The sequence below is a fragment of the Aliiglaciecola sp. M165 genome (assembly GCF_007197995.1).
In the GTDB taxonomy this organism is placed as follows: domain Bacteria; phylum Pseudomonadota; class Gammaproteobacteria; order Enterobacterales; family Alteromonadaceae; genus Aliiglaciecola.
Genome location: NZ_VKKH01000001.1, coordinates 1 through 19,124 on the forward strand (window position 1 = coordinate 1; position 19,124 = coordinate 19,124).

Below are 19,124 nucleotides of genomic sequence, written 5' to 3' on the forward strand. Positions count from 1 at the left end.
AGTTCACGTACTTCCATTTCTACCAATTCTAGTAACTCTTCGTCATCAACCATGTCACATTTGTTCATGAATACGATCATGTAAGGTACGCCAACCTGACGACCCAACAAGATGTGCTCACGTGTTTGTGGCATAGGACCATCTGTTGCCGCTACAACCAAGATTGCGCCGTCCATCTGTGCAGCACCCGTGATCATGTTTTTAACGTAATCAGCGTGTCCTGGGCAGTCAACGTGTGCGTAGTGACGAGTCGGTGTATCGTACTCAACGTGAGACGTTGCGATTGTGATACCACGCTCGCGCTCTTCTGGAGCGTTATCGATTTGATCGAATGCTTGAGCTGAACCACCGTATGTTTTTGCAAGTACAGTTGTAATTGCGGCAGTTAGGGTTGTTTTACCATGGTCAACGTGACCAATTGTACCAACGTTGACATGGGGTTTCGTACGTTCAAACTTTTCTTTAGCCATTTTTCTTTTTTCCTAATTTAAAAGTCCGACCCAATAACAGACCGGACCGAACCTTCATTTAGATTAATTTCTAGATTCAACTATTGCTTGCGTCACATTTGCTGACGCTTCTGCATAGTTGAAAAACTCCATAGAATACGAAGCTCGACCCTGCGTAGCACTTCTCAGTGCGGTAGCATAACCAAACATCTCAGAGAGCGGAACCTTTGCGCGTACAATTTTTATACCCGCAACGCCATCATCCATTCCCTCTATTACGCCGCGGCGACGGTTTAGATCGCCAACAACATCACCCATCCAGTCTTCTGGTGTGGTGACTTCAACTTTCATTGTCGGTTCGAGCAATACAGGCTTGGCTATTTCACAAGCATTTCTAAAGCCCATTGAACCGGCAATTTTAAACGCCATTTCCGAAGAATCTACATCATGAAAAGAACCGTCAAACAAAGTTGCTTTGACATCGAGAACAGGATAACCGGCAAGTACACCATTTTGCATTTGCTCTTGGATACCTTTGTCAACAGCTGGAATGTATTCTTTGGGGACAACGCCACCAACGATTTCATTCACGAACTCGTAACCTGCTCCTTCTTCATTTGGCTCAACTTTTAGCCAGACGTGTCCATATTGGCCACGACCGCCGGATTGACGCACAAACTTACCTTCCACTTCCACGCTCTTACGAATTGTTTCGCGGTACGCCACTTGCGGTTTACCAACGTTACAATCAACGCTAAATTCGCGCTTCATTCGATCGACGATAATATCCAGATGTAATTCACCCATACCAGAGATTATAGTCTGGCCGGATTCTTCATCAGTTTTAACGCGAAAAGAAGGATCTTCGGCAGCAAGTTTTGCTAATGCGACAGCCATTTTGTCCTGATCAGCTTTTGATCGGGGCTCTACCGCAATGGAAATCACCGGTTCAGGAAACTCCATACGTTCAAGAGTAATCACATGATTAGGATCACACAAAGTGTCCCCGGTTGTGACGTCTTTTAAACCAATGGCAGCAGCTATATCGCCAGCTCTTACTTCTTTTAACTCTTCGCGGTCTTTGGCGTGCATTTGCACGATTCGACCAAAGCGTTCTTTTTTACCTTTAACCGCGTTGAAAACAGCATCACCTGTATTAACAACTCCGGAATAACAGCGGAAGAACGTTAAGGTACCCACAAATGGGTCAGTGGCAATTTTAAACGCCAAAGCAGCAAACGGTTCACTGTCGTCAGCATGACGCTCAGCTTCGGTCTCTTTTTTGTCGTTTAATACCCCTTTAATAGCAGGGACATCTACTGGAGCAGGCAAGAACTCAATCACAGAGTCGAGAACTGCTTGCACACCTTTGTTTTTAAACGCGGAGCCGCATGTAGCAACAACAATCTCGTTATTTAGCGTACGTATGCGTAGTCCGGTTTTAATTTCTTCCTCAGAAAGCTCTTCACCTTCCAGGTATTTATCCATTAGTTCGTCAGAGGCTTCCGCAGCAGCTTCTACCATCTCCATGCGCATTTCTGTCGCGCGGTCGAGTAGATCTGCCGGAATATCTTCATAGTCGAATGTCATGCCCTGATCAGATTCGTTCCAATTAATGGCTTTCATCTTGATCAGGTCAATAACGCCTTTAAAGGTCTCTTCAGCACCAATGTTCAATTGAATAGGCACACAAGTGGCACCTAAACGATTGCGAATTTGATCCACTACGCGATCAAAGTCAGCGCCTGCACGGTCCATTTTATTGACAAAAACCATGCGCGGAACATGGTATTTGTCAGCTTGGCGCCATACAGTTTCAGATTGAGGTTCGACACCCGATGAGCCACAAAACACCACGACAGCACCATCAAGTACACGCAAAGAGCGTTCTACTTCAATCGTGAAGTCAACGTGCCCTGGTGTATCGATGATGTTGATTCTGTGCTGGTCATACTGTTGTTGCATGCCAGACCAGAAACAGGTGGTTGCCGCTGAGGTAATAGTAATGCCACGCTCTTGTTCCTGCTCCATCCAGTCCATGGTGGCTGCGCCATCATGGACTTCACCGATCTTGTGAGACAAGCCAGTATAGAATAGAACACGTTCAGTCGTGGTCGTTTTACCCGCATCAACGTGTGCAACGATTCCGATGTTACGATAGCGTTCGATAGGATGCTTACGAGCCATCTTTCCCTCTTAATCCTGCGGTGACTACCAGCGGTAGTGCGCGAACGCTTTGTTCGCTTCAGCCATACGGTGAACGTCTTCACGTTTCTTAACCGCAGAGCCTCTGTTCTCAGACGCATCTAGCATTTCAGCTGCTAGGCGCTGAGCCATAGATTTTTCACCACGCTTACGCGCAGCTTCAACCATCCAACGCATACCTAGTGCATTACGACGAACTGGACGAACTTCTACAGGTACTTGGTACGTAGAACCACCAACACGGCGAGACTTGACCTCGACTGTAGGGCGGATGTTGTCTAGTGCTTCTTCGAAAACATCTAGGTGTGTTTTGCCGGTCTTTTCAGCAACGATGTCTAATGCACCGTAAACGATTTTTTCAGCAGTAGATTTTTTACCATCTAACATGACAACGTTCATGAATTTGGCAAGTAATTGTGATCCGAACTTAGGATCTGGTAGGATTTTACGTTGACCTACGACTCGTCTTCTTGGCATCTTAATTCTCCGTGGGATTCAGGGATAACCCAAAACTCTAATTTAATTCAGTTTGGCCTTACTAAACGGAGAACCGTTAAGATTTAGGCCTTTTTGCGCCGTACTTAGAACGGGCTTGTTTACGGTCGTTTACGCCTGCGCAGTCCAAAGTACCGCGAACAGTGTGGTAACGAACACCTGGTAAATCTTTAACACGGCCACCACGGATAAGAACAACACTGTGCTCTTGTAGGTTGTGACCTTCACCACCGATGTATGAAGAAACTTCAAAACCGTTGGTTAAACGAACACGGCATACTTTACGTAGTGCTGAGTTCGGCTTCTTTGGTGTGGTGGTATATACACGAGTACATACTCCACGTTTTTGTGGGCACGCTTGCAATGCAGCAACGTTGCTTTTCACAACGGGCTTTTTGCGAGGGGAGCGTACCAACTGGTTAACTGTTGCCATTAACTAGCTCCTGGTTATAAAAAATCTACTGTTTTGCTCGTTTTACCGAGCGCTGAAAGCGAAAAATCCGCAACCTTAACTTGGATTACCAAATTTCGGGTCGCGGAATTCTATAGATCATAAAGTGAACTGTCAAGGAATGAATAACGAAAGGCCCCTGAATGAGGGGCCTTTTTATTTGACAGTTGGTAAAGCGTTTAGCGACTGATTATTCTTCAGTTGCTGTGCCGCTTTCACCTGTTTCTGCATTCAATGCTTCGGCAAGTGCTTGCTCTGCTTCTGAAGCTGAAACTGAAGGTTCTTCAACCAATGCAGCTTGCTTCATTTTGGCGCGGTTTTGATGATAAGCAAAACCAGTACCAGCAGGGATCAAACGACCTACGATAACGTTTTCTTTCAAGCCACGTAATTCGTCTTCTTTACCTTGCACTGCAGCTTCGGTAAGAACACGTGTTGTTTCTTGGAAAGATGCAGCTGAAATGAATGATTCAGTTGAAAGTGATGCTTTGGTAATACCTAGCAACTGAGTCTCAAACTGAGCAGGGATTTTGCCCTGTTTTTCCATTTCACGGTTAGCAATCTTAACGTTAGCAACTTCTACTTGTTCACCTTCTAGGAACTGAGTGTCACCAGCATGGGTGATCAAACACTTACGCAACATCTGGCGAATAACAACTTCGATGTGCTTATCGTTAATTTTTACACCTTGCAGACGGTAAACTTCCTGTACTTCGTTCACAATGTAGTTAGCTACTGCACTGATACCACGCAGACGTAAGATGTCATGCGGAGACTCAGGACCATCAGCGATAACTTCACCTTTTTCTACAGACTCACCTTCGAAGACGTTCAATTGACGCCATTTCGGGATCATCTCTTCATAGTGATCACCATCTTTTGGTGTAATGACCAAGCGCTTCTTACCTTTGGTTTCTTTACCAAAGCCGATGCTACCTGATACTTCTGCCAAAATGGCTGGCTCTTTAGGCTTACGAGCTTCAAACAAGTCAGCAACGCGCGGTAGACCACCGGTGATGTCACGAGTTTTCGAACTTTCCTGAGGAATGCGCGCTAACACGTCACCTTCACGAGCTTCTTTACCATCAGCCGCTTCAATGGTGGTAAAGCTAGGCAGGCGAATTTCTTGCAAGCCAACTTCATCACTTTCAAGGATAAGCTTAGGCTCTTTTGCATTAGCTTTCGTCAAATCTTTAACAACGATACGGGTCAAGCCAGTCAACTCGTCTTGTTGCATTTCGGTGTTCGAATCGTCTACGTCAGCAAAGCTGATTTTCGCTTTACGTTCAGTGATAATTGGATGCGAATGCGGGTCCCAGTTAGCTACAACGTCACCTGCATTCACCGCAGCATTGTCGTCAACAGTTAAAATCGCACCATATGGCACCTTGTAACGCTCTTTCTCACGACCTTGATCATCGATCATTGTCAATTCAGTTGAGCGAGAAACGATTACCACTTTGTCATCTGCGTTGCGAACAAACTTAGAGTTGTGTAGTTTCAATGTACCAGTTGTTTTAACCTGAACACTGTTTTCGGCAGAAGCTCTAGATGCAGCACCACCGATGTGGAAAGTACGCATCGTTAGCTGTGTACCTGGTTCACCGATTGATTGTGCTGCAATAACACCAACCGACTCACCATGACCAACCATGTGACCACGGGCCAAATCACGACCGTAACATCTCGCACACACACCAAAATCGTTATCACAAGTGATAACCGAGCGTACGATAATCTGGTCAACTGAGTTTGCTTCAAGCATATCAACCAAGGCTTCATCCAATAGCACGTTACGTTCTACTAGAATCTCGTCTGAACCTGGCTTAACTACGTCTTCAGCAACAACACGACCCAATACACGTTCGCGAAGCGGCTCAACAACGTCACCACCTTCGATTAACGGTGTCATTTTAACACCTTCGAAAGTGCCACAGTCTTCGTTGTTAATAACCAAATCTTGTGCAACGTCAACCAAGCGACGGGTTAGGTAACCCGAGTTTGCTGTTTTCAATGCAGTATCGGCCAAACCTTTACGCGCACCGTGAGTTGAGATGAAGTACTGAAGTACGTTCAAACCTTCGCGGAAATTAGCGGTAATCGGTGTTTCGATGATTGAACCATCTGGTTTTGCCATCAAGCCACGCATACCTGCAAGCTGACGAATCTGTGCGGCACTACCACGAGCACCGGAGTCAGCCATCATGAACACGGAATTGAACGAGTCTTGCTCTTCCATTTCGCCGTCACGGTTCTTAACGCTTTCTTTTGACAAGTTCGACATCATCGCTTTAGCAACGTCTTCGTTTGCACGAGACCAGATATCGATAACCTTGTTGTAACGCTCACCAGCAGTAACAAGACCTGATTGGAATTGCTCCTGGATTTCAAATACTTCTTCTTCTGCTGCTTCGATAATTTCTTTCTTAGCATCAGGAATGACCATGTCGTCAATACCAACAGAAGCACCCGCGATCATCGCGTAGTGGAAACCGGTATACATGATTTGGTCAGCGGCAATAACCGTATCTTTAAGACCCAAAACACGATAACAAGTATTTAGCAATTTAGAGATTTGCTTCTTACCCATTGGCTGGTTAATGATTTCAAACGGCAATCCTTTTGGCAGGATCAAAGAGAAAATAGCGCGGCCAACAGTGGTATCTGTCAACGTCACTTTTTCTGTTTTAGAACCGTCTTCCGCAACATCGTACTCAGTGATACGTACTTTTACGCGAGCATGCAACTCAGCATTACCTGTACGATACGCTTTTTCAGCTTCGTGTGGGCTGGTAAATACCATGCCTTCACCCAAGCCATTTACACGGTCACGAGTTAGGTAGTACAAACCTAATACAACGTCCTGTGAAGGCACGATGATTGGCTCACCATTTGCGGGGGACAAAATGTTGTTGGTTGACATCATCAATGCACGGGCTTCTAGTTGTGCTTCGATAGTCAACGGTACGTGTACCGCCATTTGGTCACCATCGAAGTCAGCGTTGTACGCTGCACAAACCAATGGATGCAATTGGATAGCTTTACCTTCGATTAAGGTCGGTTCAAATGCTTGAATACCCAATCTGTGTAGTGTTGGTGCACGGTTAAGTAATACAGGGTGTTCGCGGATAACGTCATCCAAAACGTCCCAAACTTCCGGCGCTTCACGTTCGACTAATTTTTTAGCTGCTTTAATCGTTGTTGCTAATCCACGACCTTCTAATTTTCCGTAGATAAATGGCTTGAATAACTCAAGTGCCATTTTCTTAGGCAGACCACACTGGTGCAAACGTAGTGTAGGACCAACAGTGATAACTGAACGTCCAGAGTAGTCAACACGCTTACCAAGAAGGTTCTGACGGAAACGACCTTGCTTACCTTTGATCATATCAGCCAAAGATTTCAACGGACGTTTGTTAGAGCCAGTGATAGCACGACCACGACGACCATTATCTAACAAGGCATCAACCGCTTCTTGAAGCATACGTTTTTCGTTACGAACAATGATGTCTGGCGCAGCAAGATCGAGAAGACGCTTCAAACGGTTATTACGGTTAATAACTCGGCGGTAAAGGTCATTCAAATCAGAGGTTGCGAAGCGGCCACCATCCAGAGGTACCAATGGACGTAAGTCAGGCGGTAATACTGGAAGTACTGTCATGATCATCCACTCTGGCTTGTTGCCAGACTGTTGGAATGATTCAAGCAACTTCAAACGCTTGGTGATTTTCTTGCGCTTAGTTTCTGAGTTGATGCTAGGCAATTCTTCACGCATAGCCGCCACGTCTGCATCAACATCAAGTACTTTAAGTAATTCAAATACTGCTTCGGCACCCATTTTTGCTTCGAACTCATCACCATGCTCTTCTAGCGAGTCAAGGTACTCTTCTTCAGTAAGAAGTTGAGAACGCTCTAGGGTAGTCATACCAGGCTCTGTCACCACGTATGATTCAAAATAAAGTACTCGTTCGATATCACGTAGTGTCATATCAAGCATCAAGCCGATGCGAGACGGAAGTGATTTCAAGAACCAGATATGTGCAACTGGGCTCGCCAATTCGATGTGGCCCATGCGCTCACGACGCACTTTTGTTAGGGTCACTTCAACGCCACATTTTTCACAGATTACACCGCGGTGTTTTAGGCGTTTGTACTTTCCACACAAGCACTCATAGTCTTTTACTGGCCCAAAAATACGAGCACAGAATAGGCCGTCACGTTCAGGTTTGAACGTACGGTAGTTAATGGTTTCAGGCTTTTTAACCTCACCAAATGACCATGATCGGACCATGTCCGGAGAAGCAAGACCGATACGAATATTATCGAACTCTTCGGTTTTGTTCTGTTGCTTAAGAAACTTTAATAAGTCTTTCACATTTATCTCCCAGCGGAGTGGTGTTACGCAAGCCTGAATGGTGACTTACACCAAACAGGCTCTCTTAGTCTTTTGCTCTAGAAGAGCAGCTTAATCGTTCTGCTCTTCGAGTTCGATGTTGATACCCAGTGAACGGATTTCTTTCAACAATACGTTGAACGACTCCGGCATACCAGGTTCCATGCGATGATCGCCATCAACGATGTTTTTATACATCTTGGTGCGACCATTCACGTCATCGGACTTAACAGTAAGCATTTCTTGCAAGGTGTAAGCGGCACCGTAAGCTTCAAGTGCCCACACTTCCATCTCACCGAAACGCTGACCACCGAATTGAGCTTTACCACCCAACGGCTGCTGTGTAACCAAGCTGTAAGAGCCAGTTGAACGTGCATGCATTTTGTCATCAACCAAGTGGTTAAGTTTCAGCATGTACATGTAACCAACAGTAACTGGACGCTCAAACGCGTTGCCAGTACGGCCATCAAACAAGGTGATTTGTCCGCTCGTAGGGATGTCAGCCAACGTCAACAGATCTTTAATTTCTGCTTCAGTCGCACCATCGAATACTGGCGTTGCAATAGGTACACCTTTACGCAAGTTTTCAGCAAGTGTTTTGATTTGCTCATCTGAGAAGCTATCTAAATCCACTTCCTGGTGAGACGTACCAGAACCGTAAACATCTTTTAGGAAGCTACGTAGCTTGGCCATCTCTTCTTGCTCTTTGATCATGCGGTCGATTTTCACACCCAAACCATGAGCAGCCATGCCCAAGTGAGTTTCCAATATCTGACCGATGTTCATACGTGAAGGTACACCTAGCGGGTTAAGTACGATATCAACAGGGGTACCGTTTTCATCGTACGGCATATCTTCTACTGGTTGGATAGTCGAGATAACACCTTTGTTACCGTGACGACCGGCCATCTTATCACCAGGTTGGATATGACGTTTAACCGCCAAATAAACTTTAACAATTTTCAACACGCCTGGCGCAAGATCATCACCTTGGGTGATTTTACGACGCTTGATTTCAAATTTGTTATCAAAATCAAGTTTCGTTTCACTGTATTGCTCAGCGGTTTGGTCTAGTTCATTCTGTGCATCATCATCTTTCAATGTGATATCAAACCATTTCTCACGCGGCATGCTATCAAGCTTGGCTTGGTCAACGCCGTTGCGAGTTAGAAGATTCGCTGCACGAGCAAAAATGCCGTCAGCCAAGATACCAAATTCGTCACCCAAGTCTTTCTTAACTTGACGCAACTGCATATCTTCGATTTCTAATGCACGCTTATCTTTTTCAACGCCATCGCGAGTAAAGACTTGAACATCAATGACGGTACCGTGAACAGAGTTAGGTACACGTAGAGAAGTGTCTTTCACGTCAGACGCTTTTTCACCGAAGATTGCTCTCAAGAGTTTTTCTTCAGGTGTTAGCTGAGTCTCGCCTTTAGGAGTAACTTTACCTACAAGGATGTCACCGCCTTTCACTTCAGCACCGATATAAACCACACCAGATTCATCCAGTTTGCCCAATGCAGATTCCCCTACGTTAGGAATATCAGCACTGATTTCTTCTGGACCAAGCTTGGTATCACGAGCGATACAGCTAAGTTCTTGGATGTGGATAGTGGTGAAGCGATCTTCTTGGGCGACACGCTCAGAAATAAGGATTGAATCCTCAAAGTTGTAACCGTTCCAAGGCATAAATGCGATACGCATGTTCTGACCTAGCGCCAATTCACCTAAATCGGTAGACGGGCCATCAGCCAAAACGTCTCCAGCTACAATCGGGTCGCCAACATTACACGTAGGCTTTTGATTGATGCAGGTGTTTTGGTTTGAACGTGTATATTTAGTCAGGTTGTAGATATCAATGCCTGCTTCACCGGCAGTCATTTCGTCTTCATTCACCTTAATAACAATACGACTAGCGTCAACGTAATCAACCGAACCACCGCGTTTTGCAATGATGGTTACACCAGAGTCAACGGCAACGGTTTTTTCCATACCTGTACCAACAAGCGGCTTATCAGCCTTCAACGTTGGAACGGCTTGACGTTGCATGTTCGCGCCCATCAAGGCACGGTTAGCATCATCGTGCTCTAGGAATGGGATGATTGATGCAGCGACAGAAACGATCTGCTGAGGTGAGACATCCATGTATTTGATGTCTTCAATTTGCATCAACGTTGTTTCACCGCGATAACGACAAGGGATCAATTCCTCTGTCAATTTACCGTTTTCGTCAACTGCAACGTTTGCCTGTGCGATAGCAAACTGACCTTCTTCAATAGCAGACAAGTAATCAATTTCGTCTGTCACTGTGCCGTCAACAATCTTACGATAAGGTGTTTCCAGGAAACCAAAATCATTGGTACGAGCAAAACTCGAAAGCGAGTTGATCAAACCGATGTTTGGACCTTCTGGTGTTTCAATTGGACATACACGACCATAGTGAGTCGGGTGTACGTCTCGGACTTCAAAGCCTGCACGTTCACGTGTCAAACCACCTGGGCCCAAAGCAGAAATACGACGTTTGTGCGTCACTTCTGATAGCGGGTTGTTTTGGTCCATGAACTGAGAAAGCTGACTTGACCCGAAGAACTCTTTAACCGCTGCTGAGATAGGCTTAGCATTGATCAAATCTTGCGGCATGATGGCATCAAGGTCGCCCAAACTTAGGCGCTCTTTCACAGCACGTTCAACACGAACTAGGCCAACACGGAATTGGTTTTCCGCCATTTCACCAACTGAACGAATACGACGGTTACCCAAGTGATCAATATCATCCACTTCATCTTTACCATCACGAATGGTAATTAACTGCTTCATAACAGCGATGATATCGGCTTTGTCTAATATGCCTTCACCAGTCAATTCTTCACGACCAAGGCGTCGGTTGAACTTCATACGACCTACAGCAGACAGATCATAACGGTCTTCAGAGAAGAACAAGTTACCAAACAAGGTTTCTGCTGCATCTTTTGTTGGTGGCTCACCAGGACGCATCATGCGATAGATTTCAACTAACGCTTCAAGACGGTTAGTTGAGCTGTCAATACGCAATGTATCAGAGATGTAAGCACCGTGGTCAAGTTCATTGATATACAAGGTATCAAATGCTTTGACTTCTGATGCTGATAAGACTTCTAATACTTCAAGTGTTAGCTCATCATTAGCATTAACTATCACTTCTCCGGTTTCTTCGTTGACGTGTGTTTTAGCAACAACACGACCTACTAAGAATTCAGCCGGCACTTCTAGTTCAGTGATTTTAGCTTTTTCAAGCGCGCGCGTGTGGCGAGCAGAAATACGACGTCCAGTTTCTACTAGAACCTCGCCTTTCCCATCTAGTATATCGAACTGAGCAGTTTCACCACGAAGACGTTCAGGAACGATATCCATCATGAACTTATCGTCAACCATACGAATCTGATCGCGATCGAAGAACAATTCGAGAATTTCTTCTGTGCTCATTTCTAGTGCACGTAAGATGATCGTCGCTGGTAATTTGCGGCGACGGTCTATACGTACAAACAAATTATCTTTAGGGTCAAATTCGAAGTCTAACCAAGAACCACGGTAAGGAATAACTCGGGCGTTATAAAGTACTTTACCAGATGAATGCGTTTTTCCTTTGTCATGATCGAAGAACACACCAGGTGAACGGTGTAATTGAGACACAATAACGCGCTCAGTTCCATTGATAACAAAAGTACCGTTTTCGGTCATGAGTGGAATTTCACCCATGTAAACTTCTTGCTCTTTAATATCTTTAACTGTGCCCGGTGCTGCTTCTTTATCGAACAAAACTAAACGTAGTTTTACACGAAGAGGTGCAGAAAAGGTTACGCCACGGATTTGACATTCTTTAACGTCAAATACTGGCTCACCTAGGCGGTAGCTAACATATTGTAGTTCAGAGTTACCCGAGTAACTTTTAATCGGGAAAACTGACCTAAAAGCAGCTTCTAGTCCATATTGTCCATCAACATCAATATCGATAAACTTTTTAAAAGAATCGAGCTGGATTGAAAGAAGGTAAGGTATCTCTAATACCTGCGGGCGTTTGCCAAAATCCTTACGGATACGTTTCTTTTCGCTATTGGAGTAAACCATGGGTTCCTCAGCATTCTGATTTTTGACCCAACTTGCAAGGTAAAGCGCTTTTACCGAGCAAACTTCAAGCACCCTTTACGGCGCAATTTCAAAGCATACACCAATTTTTTACTTCGTATCACTATAAATAATACTTAACTCATTGGTTTTATTTTACTTTTCCATCACGGTTGCGCATACATTCGAAGGATAGTGTTAAAGGGTATAAATGCCCTATCCTACAGCGCAAAAAGGCTGGTGATTAAATAATCACCAGCCCAAGCCTTTTCAGGCAAGTAATCTGTCAGATGACAAATTACTTAAGTTCCACTTCTGCGCCAGCTGCTTCAAGTTCAGCTTTAAGTGCTTCAGCTTCGTCTTTAGATAGACCTTCTTTGATAGCTTTAGGAGCTGATTCAACAACTTCTTTAGCTTCTTTAAGACCTAGACCAGTAGCGCCGCGTACTGCTTTGATAACAGCAACTTTGTTGCCACCGAATGAAGTCATTACAACGTCAAACTCAGTTTGCTCTGCTGCTGCTTCACCAGCTGCTGCTGCAGGACCTGCAACTGCTACTGCTGCTGCTGCAGAAACGTTGAATTTTTCTTCAGCTGCTTCGATTAGCTCTACCAATTCCATAACTGGCATTTCAGCAATCGCGTTCAAGATATCTTCTTTAGTTAGAGCCATTTCTCTAAACTCCCGGGTTAGTTAATAATAAAAAATTTAATGCCAAACACGAAAATTATTTTTCGTCTTTGATCGCCGCCAATACACGCACAAACTTGCCTGGAACTTCGTTGATTGTACGAACGAATTTCTCGGCTGGTGCTTTGAAGGTAGCAAGTAGTTTTGCCAGTGCTTCGTCGCGAGTCGGAAGTGAAGCCACTGCGTCCAATTTATCAGGACCCAATAAACCACTGCCGATTGAAAGTGCTGTTACTTTAAGCTTGTCATTTTCTTTTGCGAAATCTTTGAATAGACGTGCTGCACCGCCTGGTGCGTCTATTGAAAATCCGTAAATCAAAGGACCAGTCAAAGCTTCATTCAGATCTGCAAACTTGCTGTCTGCTAAACCACGCTTAGCAAGAGTGTTACGTACAACTTTCACGTACACGCCTTGTTCACGAGCTTTAACACGCAGGTCAGTCAGTTCTGAAACTTCCATCCCACGGTATTCAGCGACGGCAACGGATAGAGCGCGAGATGCAACATCATTTACTTCTGCTACGATCTCTTTTTTTGCTGCTAAACCTAGTGCCACTGAGTTCACCTCTTGTTAACTGAAAGTTTGTTCTAAAAGAACGCTCTTTCAGAGTTCCAGATTGATAAAAATGTCACACGTAAGTGCTTCATTTTTACCGCTCTACGGTGTTCGCTTTCCCAGAGAGTCTGAGTCGAAACCACCGTCTGCGCAGGCATCCCACTTTAAAAGTAAAACATTAAGTAAAACGTTTAGTGCAAATGCTCTCTTACTTCATTTACCGTTTCACACCTGCGGTCTTGGACGGGAGCTAAGTAGTGACTTTGTCATCTATTAGCTCCAACCCATAACCTACAGAGAGATAGGCGTTAGCCTATAAGCCTTGTTTTACCGCCTAAGCGATAAGCAAAGAATTTATTTCAAGCCAATGCTTGCTGGATCAAGTGTCACGCCAGCACCCATAGTGGTGCTCAAGCTAACTTTCTTGAAGTAGGTGCCTTTTGCTGAAGAAGGCTTAGCTTTCTTCAATGCTTCAAGCAATGCTTCAAGGTTTTCTTGGATTTGATTTGCTTCAAAAGCAATCTTACCAATGCTTGCGTGGATGATACCGTTCTTGTCGTTTCTGTAACGAACCTGACCCGCTTTTGCATTTTTAACTGCAGTGGCTACGTCTGGTGTTACTGTACCCGTTTTAGGGTTTGGCATAAGGCCACGTGGACCTAAGATTTGACCAAGTTGGCCGACAACGCGCATCGCATCTGGAGAAGCAACGACTACGTCAAAATTCATTTCGCCTTTTTTCACTTGGTCTGCCAAGTCGTCCATACCGACGATATCAGCACCAGCTTCTTTAGCTGCTTCTGCATTAGCGCCTTGAGTAAATACCGCAACACGTACTTCTTTACCTGTACCGTTTGGTAGTACAGTTGCACCACGAACGTTTTGGTCAGATTTACGAGCATCGATGCCAAGGTTGACAGAAACATCAATACTTTCTGCGAATTTTGCAGTCGCTAGCTCTTTCAACAAAGACACAGCTTCGTTGATTTCATATTCTTTTTCAGCGTCAACTTTCTCACGGATAGTGCGCATTTTTTTAGATAATTTAGCCATGTCTTAACCCTCTACTACCAAGCCCATGCTACGAGCAGAACCCGCGATGGTGTTAACAGCAGCGTCAAGATCAGCCGCAGTAAGGTCAGGTTCTTTAGTCTTTGCAATTTCTTCCAATTGCGCGCGCGTCACTTTACCCACTTTTTCAGTGTTAGGACGGCCAGAACCGCTTTTGATACCCGCTGCTTTTTTCAATAAGAAAGATGCAGGAGGAGTCTTGGTTTCGAACGTGAATGAACGATCTTCGTACACAGTAATAATTACTGGAACTGGAGCACCTTTTTCAAGGCTGTCTGTAGCGGCGTTAAACGCTTTACAGAATTCCATGATGTTCACACCTTTTTGACCCAATGCAGGACCAACAGGTGGACTAGGATTTGCAGAGCCAGCTGCAACCTGTAGCTTAATTAAGCCAGTGATTTTTTTAGCCATTTTGCTTCTCTCAATTTTGGGTCAAACGCCTCGCAATACACTGAGAATGTTTGCTCGATCGGCTTCCCATACAAATAAAGGGTCGCGAATTATAGATTAGTAATTGGACATGATCAACAACAAATGTTGACAAATTTAAATTTTCTGCTTTTGGTGGCTCATAACGCGTGTAATTGTTGTCGACGACGTTATATATAACTCGACTCGAAGAAAAGTTATCGAGCGCTCTTGTCGGGGATCTCTTAAACACCATCGTAGAGTTTAAAAGATCCCGGCACTGCGTGCGCCCACAACAGCGTTGCCGGGACGAGTCTAGGTTGTATAAACAAAAAAAGACGACCTAATGTCGTCTCATCGTGCACATCCTGTGGCTAGGTTCCAGCCCGACATCCATGTCGGTCGTTCGGCAGGTAAACGCTTCTTCGAAGCTAAGTACTACCTACCTCACCCTTTCTCTACTTGCCCAAATTCCAACTCTACAGGCGTTGAACGGCCAAAAATAAGAACGGAAACTTTCAAGCGGCTTTTTTCGTAATCGACTTCTTCGACAACACCGTTGAAATCGGCAAAAGGACCGTCGGTAACACGAACCACTTCGCCTGGCTCGAATAACGTCTTCGGTTTTGGCTTGTCTACAGACTCTTCTAAGCGGTTTAAGATAGCGTCTGCTTCTTTCTTAGTGATTGGCATTGGACGGTCGGATGTACCGCCAATAAAACCAAGTACGCGTGGAACACTTTTCACTAAGTGCCACGAGTCTTCGTTCATTTCCATTTCAACCAGAACATAACCTGGGAAGAATTTACGTTCACTTTTACGCTTTTGGCCAGCGCGCATTTCAACCACTTCTTCGGTTGGAACTAGGATTTCACCAAAGTAGTCTTCCATGCTGTGCATTTTAATATGCTCAAGGAGTGTTTTTTGAACACGTCCTTCGTAACCGGAAAAAGCTTGTACTACGTACCATTTCTTGTCAGACATGAATTAAACTCCTAAACCGGTAATAAATGACACTAGCTTAACTATGATTCCGTCAAGTCCCCACAATAAGAGAGACATCACTGCCGTAGCAGCTAAAACTATCATTGTGGTAGTCGTAGCTTCTTGGCGTGTTGGCCAAACCACTTTACGAACTTCCATGCGGGACTCTTTAGCAAAGGTCAGAAATGTGCTGCCTTTAATCGTACTACTCGCAATAAAACCTGCGATAACCACAAGAGCCACCGCGCCTAAAGCACGATAAAGCACTGAAACTTCTTGGTAATAGGTATTAGCCGCAATTACGCTGCCCAACAATAGGAAAACAACCAACCATTTGATCATATCCACCGGGTTGGATTGGGTTTCTGTTTTTTCGCTCATTACTAATACTTCCGTTATCTATGCAGGCGGCAAAGTCACCCTGCATGTAAAAAATTAATTCAGGCATAAAACTATATTTGTTTGGCAGGGGTGGAGGGATTCGAACCCCCAACCATCGGTTTTGGAGACCGCTGTTCTACCAATTGGAACTACACCCCTAAACAAATTTTAGTTACACCAGCCTTGTGATTTCTTGACATTCTTATCGGAAAAACGCTGAGTCACACAAGGAGGGACGCGTATTATACTCATTGATGGGGGCGTTACAAGGGAAAAACCAGATCAAGATGCAAATTTTATTGCGGTTTCGAAATGCCGTATCCCTGGATGTATTGTGCTGCGTATTTTTCCATTCTTTCGCTGACTAAAGGGGCAAGATAGCCAAGCCTGGTGTTTAGAACGTGGTAAGTGGCGGTAGAAAAAAGAAATTGTTTTTGCAAGTGTTGGTAGGTGTCCAAACTACTGTCACCAAATGTAGTTACATAGATGCCGTAAAGAATGCGTTTTTGTTCAATCAACTTGGGAATATTGCTCAGTGTGCTCAAGATATAGGGCTGGGCTTCGAAGCTTTCCCCATAATGACTTTTTATCCCACCATAAGACGCTTCGGTAATTAACATTGTCACATCGTCTTCACTCAACACAGAAACACTGCACCGCACACTGTCATGGCACAACAAGATAAATTGCGAAGCGATAAGTGACTTGCCAACCTTCACCAAATTGTCGTGCTCGTTAACCAGCAATTCGCTGTAAGCAACCTCGCCGTCAGTTTGACCAGACGAGGCCAAATACATATTTCGTTGGGAAGGTTGCAAAACAAATTCAACTTGAATACCTAAATCCCTATAAACCTTTTCCATCAATGGCAGGACGTGGTTTTCTATGTAGGGGTGGGAAATATATGAAAGCGTAATGACTTCAGGTAAAGGTGGGGCACAACGGATCGAAAAAGAGTAGCTAAATACAAGCCCCAAAAGAAGTACTTTAGCACCACTCACTTTTGCCCTAAGCATATAAAGGACAGCCCCAGTTTTCGATACAGTTTAAGTATAGCTTAAGAATACAACTCGACTCGTTTTCAATCGACGCCAATAAACCCGCCCGTTTGATGCGCCCATAATTTTGCATAGATACCGCCCTGTGCCAGCAATTCTGTGTGGCTCCCCGATTCGACAATTTGACCTTTTTCTAAAACCAGTAATCGATCCATTTGTGCGATGGTCGACAGGCGATGCGCGATGGCTAATACGGTTTTATTCTCCATAACTTTATTCAAGCATTGTTGAATCGCTAACTCGACTTCTGAATCCAACGCAGACGTAGCCTCGTCGAGGATCAAAATCGGCGCGTCTTTTAGCATTACCCTGGCAATCGCGATCCGTTGGCGTTGGCCCCCGGAGAGCTTAACTCCACGCTCACCAACCTGAGCATCGTAGCCAATATTTCCATTTAAATCCGACAGGTTCTGAATAAACTCATGAGCTTCTGCTTGTTTGGCCGCAGTGATCATTTGCTCATCATCCGCATTCATTTTACCGTAAACAATATTTTCTCGAACAGAACGATGTAACAACGAGGTATCCTGAGTAACCATACTAATATTTTCGCGCAAGCTTTCTTGCTGCACCTGTTTGATGTCCTGACCATCTATCAAAATTTTACCTTGCTGAACATCATAGAAGCGCAACAACAGATTCACTAATGTCGATTTGCCCGCACCAGAACGTCCTACCAAACCAACTTTTTCACCGGGTTTAATCGATAAAGTCAGTTTATCAAACACTTCAATTGGCCGACCTTCTGGTCCTGCATATCCAAAATCAACACTGTCAAATTCGATGGCACCGCCACTAACCTCTACAGGTTTGGCGTTTTCACTGTCTTTTACTGAGATTTCATTGGACAGGGTATTAATGCCATCTTGCACGGTCCCGATATTTTCAAACAATGAAGAGACCTCCCACATGATCCACTGTGACATGCCATTTAGGCGCAGACACAAGCTAATGGCCACAGCCAAATCCCCTGGACTCACGGCGTTATCTATCCACAACCAAATAGCGATAACACTAACACTGAATACAAGTAATGAATTGGCAAACCAAACGCAGCCATAAAGCAAAGTAACCAGGCGCATCTGCGGATAGACTGTTTTCAAAAACCCAAACATGCCCTCTTTGGCATATTCTGACTCGCGGCTACTATGAGAGAACAGTTTCACTGTCATGATATTGGTGTAACTATCGACAATTCGACCGGTCATTATCGAGCGGGCATCCGCCTGTTTTTGCGATACATTTTTGAGTCTTGGTACAAAGGTTTTCAGTACTAAAACATAAACAGCCAACCAAATAAACAAAGGTAGACTTAAGCGCCAGTCTATTGAAAAAATCAATACCAGAATGCTGATGAAATAGACACTGACATACACTAAAATGTCCAGCAGCTTCATAACGGATTCGCGCACAGAAAGCGCGGTTTGCATAACTTTAGTTGCGACACGTCCGGCAAATTCGTTTTGGAAGAAGCTAACACTTTGGCCAATCAGATAGCGATGAGCTTGCCAACGGATTTTCATTGGGTAATTACCCAACAGTGTTTGATGCGTCAAAAGTGATTGTAATACGACCAAAGACGGCAGGATCACCAAAACCAACAATCCCATCCACATCAAACTGCTTTGTTCTTCACTTAAAAAAGTCTGACGATCACGAACTGCTAACCAGTCTACGAGTTGTCCAACATAGCCAAAAAGAGTGACTTCTAGCGCAGCGATGAGTGCTGACAACATCGAAACAAGCAAAATGGCAGGCCACATCCCTTTTGTGTAGTGACGACAAAACGCAACCAGGCCTTTCGGGGGTTGTTTGGGATGTTCAGGTGGGAACGGGTCTGTTAACCGCTCAAAAAATGAAAACATTACCTTCCTT

The 19,124-nt window shown here is 44.6% G+C and carries 14 protein-coding genes and 1 tRNA gene; all 15 read right to left on the reverse strand.

Annotation, left to right across the window (positions count from 1 at the left end; all coding sequences use genetic code 11):
* On the reverse strand, positions 1 to 470 hold a 470-nt coding region (locus FM019_RS00005), incomplete at its 3' end, for a GTP-binding protein (RefSeq protein WP_143833839.1).
* A 63-nt stretch (positions 471 to 533) separates the two neighbouring features.
* Positions 534 to 2,636 carry an elongation factor G gene (fusA, locus tag FM019_RS00010; protein ID WP_143833840.1) on the reverse strand — a complete coding sequence of 701 codons (2,103 nt, stop codon included), beginning with the start codon at positions 2,634 to 2,636 and terminating at the stop codon, positions 534 to 536.
* Between the two features lie 24 nt (positions 2,637 to 2,660).
* Positions 2,661 to 3,131 (reverse strand): 30S ribosomal protein S7, encoded by a 471-nt coding sequence (gene rpsG / locus FM019_RS00015; protein ID WP_143833841.1) that lies wholly within the window; start codon positions 3,129 to 3,131, stop codon positions 2,661 to 2,663.
* A 76-nt stretch (positions 3,132 to 3,207) separates the two neighbouring features.
* Entirely contained in the window at positions 3,208 to 3,582 is a 375-nt protein-coding gene (gene rpsL, locus FM019_RS00020; RefSeq protein WP_143833842.1) for a 30S ribosomal protein S12, read from the reverse strand.
* A 208-nt stretch (positions 3,583 to 3,790) separates the two neighbouring features.
* A complete protein-coding gene (gene rpoC / locus FM019_RS00025; protein ID WP_143833843.1) occupies positions 3,791 to 7,975 on the reverse strand; it encodes a DNA-directed RNA polymerase subunit beta' in 4,185 nt (1,394 codons plus the stop codon).
* A gap of 90 nt (positions 7,976 to 8,065) precedes the next feature.
* Positions 8,066 to 12,100 carry a DNA-directed RNA polymerase subunit beta gene (rpoB, locus tag FM019_RS00030; RefSeq protein WP_143833844.1) on the reverse strand — a complete coding sequence of 1,345 codons (4,035 nt, stop codon included), beginning with the start codon at positions 12,098 to 12,100 and terminating at the stop codon, positions 8,066 to 8,068.
* 295 nt (positions 12,101 to 12,395) lie between these two features.
* The gene (gene rplL, locus FM019_RS00035; protein ID WP_143833845.1) at positions 12,396 to 12,770 is read right to left on the reverse strand and encodes a 50S ribosomal protein L7/L12; all 375 of its coding nucleotides are present in this window, start codon (positions 12,768 to 12,770) and stop codon (positions 12,396 to 12,398) included.
* 55 nt (positions 12,771 to 12,825) lie between these two features.
* Positions 12,826 to 13,344 (reverse strand): 50S ribosomal protein L10, encoded by a 519-nt coding sequence (rplJ, locus tag FM019_RS00040; RefSeq protein WP_143833846.1) that lies wholly within the window; start codon positions 13,342 to 13,344, stop codon positions 12,826 to 12,828.
* Positions 13,345 to 13,698: 354 nt separating this feature from the next.
* Positions 13,699 to 14,397 (reverse strand): 50S ribosomal protein L1, encoded by a 699-nt coding sequence (gene rplA / locus FM019_RS00045; protein WP_143833847.1) that lies wholly within the window; start codon positions 14,395 to 14,397, stop codon positions 13,699 to 13,701.
* 3 nt (positions 14,398 to 14,400) lie between these two features.
* On the reverse strand, positions 14,401 to 14,829 hold the full coding sequence (rplK, locus tag FM019_RS00050; protein ID WP_143833848.1) for a 50S ribosomal protein L11: 429 nt from the start codon (positions 14,827 to 14,829) through the stop codon (positions 14,401 to 14,403).
* A 444-nt stretch (positions 14,830 to 15,273) separates the two neighbouring features.
* Positions 15,274 to 15,810, reverse strand: a complete 537-nt coding sequence (gene nusG / locus FM019_RS00055) for a transcription termination/antitermination protein NusG (RefSeq protein ID WP_143833849.1) — start codon at positions 15,808 to 15,810, stop codon at positions 15,274 to 15,276.
* A 3-nt stretch (positions 15,811 to 15,813) separates the two neighbouring features.
* On the reverse strand, positions 15,814 to 16,191 hold the full coding sequence (gene secE, locus FM019_RS00060; RefSeq protein WP_143833850.1) for a preprotein translocase subunit SecE: 378 nt from the start codon (positions 16,189 to 16,191) through the stop codon (positions 15,814 to 15,816).
* 82 nt (positions 16,192 to 16,273) lie between these two features.
* Positions 16,274 to 16,350: transfer RNA gene (locus FM019_RS00065), tRNA-Trp, on the reverse strand.
* Positions 16,351 to 16,487: 137 nt separating this feature from the next.
* Positions 16,488 to 17,207, reverse strand: a complete 720-nt coding sequence (locus tag FM019_RS00070; protein WP_143833851.1) for a hypothetical protein — start codon at positions 17,205 to 17,207, stop codon at positions 16,488 to 16,490.
* A 65-nt stretch (positions 17,208 to 17,272) separates the two neighbouring features.
* Positions 17,273 to 19,114, reverse strand: a complete 1,842-nt coding sequence (locus FM019_RS00075) for an ABC transporter ATP-binding protein (protein WP_143833852.1) — start codon at positions 19,112 to 19,114, stop codon at positions 17,273 to 17,275.
* Positions 19,115 to 19,124: the final 10 nt, after the last annotated feature.

Coding starts and splice junctions, on each gene's coding strand:
- fusA (WP_143833840.1), bottom strand. CDS start 2,636: ATGGCTCGTAAGCATCCTATCGAACGCTATCGTAACATCGGAATCGTT.
- rpsG (WP_143833841.1), bottom strand. CDS start 3,131: ATGCCAAGAAGACGAGTCGTAGGTCAACGTAAAATCCTACCAGATCCT.
- rpsL (WP_143833842.1), bottom strand. CDS start 3,582: ATGGCAACAGTTAACCAGTTGGTACGCTCCCCTCGCAAAAAGCCCGTT.
- rpoB (WP_143833844.1), bottom strand. CDS start 12,100: ATGGTTTACTCCAATAGCGAAAAGAAACGTATCCGTAAGGATTTTGGC.
- rplL (WP_143833845.1), bottom strand. CDS start 12,770: ATGGCTCTAACTAAAGAAGATATCTTGAACGCGATTGCTGAAATGCCA.
- rplA (WP_143833847.1), bottom strand. CDS start 14,397: ATGGCTAAATTATCTAAAAAAATGCGCACTATCCGTGAGAAAGTTGAC.
- rplK (WP_143833848.1), bottom strand. CDS start 14,829: ATGGCTAAAAAAATCACTGGCTTAATTAAGCTACAGGTTGCAGCTGGC.
- nusG (WP_143833849.1), bottom strand. CDS start 15,810: ATGTCTGACAAGAAATGGTACGTAGTACAAGCTTTTTCCGGTTACGAA.
- secE (WP_143833850.1), bottom strand. CDS start 16,191: ATGAGCGAAAAAACAGAAACCCAATCCAACCCGGTGGATATGATCAAA.
- FM019_RS00070 (WP_143833851.1), bottom strand. CDS start 17,207: ATGCTTAGGGCAAAAGTGAGTGGTGCTAAAGTACTTCTTTTGGGGCTT.
- FM019_RS00075 (WP_143833852.1), bottom strand. CDS start 19,114: ATGTTTTCATTTTTTGAGCGGTTAACAGACCCGTTCCCACCTGAACAT.